The sequence below is a fragment of the Youngiibacter fragilis 232.1 genome (assembly GCF_000495435.3).
GTDB lineage: Bacteria > Bacillota > Clostridia > Clostridiales > Clostridiaceae > Youngiibacter > Youngiibacter fragilis.
This window is the reverse complement of the sequence record NZ_AXUN02000107.1, coordinates 1-1,412: the sequence shown is the minus strand read 5'-3', so window position 1 is coordinate 1,412 and position 1,412 is coordinate 1. Positions and strand designations below refer to the sequence as shown.

The 1,412-nt window shown below is 40.7% G+C and carries 1 protein-coding gene and 1 other annotated feature; the gene reads left to right on the top strand.

All coding sequences use genetic code 11. The features are described 5' to 3' along the window. The first annotated feature begins 502 nt into the window (after window positions 1–502). Window positions 503–747 (top strand) — a binding site (T-box leader). A gap of 101 nt (window positions 748–848) precedes the next feature. Further along, window positions 849–1,361, top strand: a complete 513-nt coding sequence (locus tag T472_RS05990) for a tryptophan transporter (RefSeq protein ID WP_023386920.1) — start codon at window positions 849–851, stop codon at window positions 1,359–1,361. The last annotated feature ends 51 nt before the right edge of the window (window positions 1,362–1,412 follow it).

Sequence of the window (1,412 nt, the reverse complement as noted above, 5' to 3'; positions counted from 1 at the left end):
ACTGCATATGCATTTCCGGATATGATAAGATTATATTTTTTCAAATAGCAAGTGTCAAACGTTAACATTTGTTAATTAAGCAAGGAGTAAACGATTTCAATTGAAGATATGATTAATTATCTTTAATTTGTGTATCAATAAAGAAAATGATACCAAAATATTTATTGATGTACCAAAAAAATATTTTGGAAATCGTGAATTCCAGTGCTCGATTATTGTGCAATTTAACAATATTATTCAATTTGTTTGTTGAAATTAGATAATTTGGATTATTTTTTTGGGATCTTCGTCAATGTAAGTCCAAAAATACTGCCTCCATCATATATTGACCCAGAAAAATTCCTGTTTATCAATTAAGGATACGGACTACAGCAGGATTTTTAAAAATGAAGAAAAAATCAGCAGCTTAGGAAAGGGAGATAAGCAGGGAGATAAGCAAAAAAATTATTCCAATTGACTTGAATTATTTCTGCTAACGTCGTAAACTATAAAAAACCGAAGAAACAATTCGTCAATCTGGAAGAGTACTCTGGAAGGGTCGTTTTAAGAGAGTCTGCGGCGGTGAGATGCAGGCAATGGATGACCAGGGGAATGGACCAGGAAGAAGCAGTCCGAAATCTTTTTGAGAGTAGTAACTGACGGGAGCCCGCCGATAAAAGGGACAGGATATGAATGTATCCGTGAAGAGTGGAATCCTTTCGGGATTCAATTTAGGTGGTACCGCGCAGCATGAGCTTCGTCCTATTCAAGGATGGAGCTCTTTTTATTTTACAAAGGAGGTGGAAGGGATGCTCTGAAGGACATGTGTCGCAACGCACTCTGTTAACGAAAAGATAGGAGAGAATGAAATGAATACAAAGAAAATGGTAACTGCAGCACTGTTCCTCGCAATGGGCTATATCCTTCACCTTGTTATTCCGGGGCTTCCTCTTGGAAGCATGAAGCCTGATCCCTTCCTTGCCATGATGTTCCTTGCGATATTCTTCGTTGATGACTTCAAAGGGACCATAGCTATCGGTGCAGCGGCAGGTCTGCTCACAGCAATGACTACGACATTCCCGATGGGTCAGATTCCGAATATCATAGACAAGATGGTCACGGCTCCTGCGGTATATCTTCTTTACACCATGCTGAAGAATGCGAATCCAGCATTAAGGACTATCGTCATAGCTTCAGTCGGGACAATCATAAGCGGAACTGTATTCCTTGGCAGCGCCCAGGTATTCTTCCAGCTGCCGGCTCCATTCACTGCCTTGTTCATTGGGGTGGTAATACCTGCAGCAATAAGCAACACGGTAATGGTAACCGTGATAGACAGGATAATGGCAAAGGCCAGGATATCGGCCAGGGTATCCGCATAGGCGGAACCTGTGATTGGCTATCACACTATGGTATAATTTATTAGGAAAGAA

What these genes read in the sequence shown, in the direction of transcription:
- T472_RS05990 (WP_023386920.1), top strand. Translation starts at nt 849, where the DNA reads ATGAATACAAAGAAAATGGTAACTGCAGCACTGTTCCTCGCAATGGGC.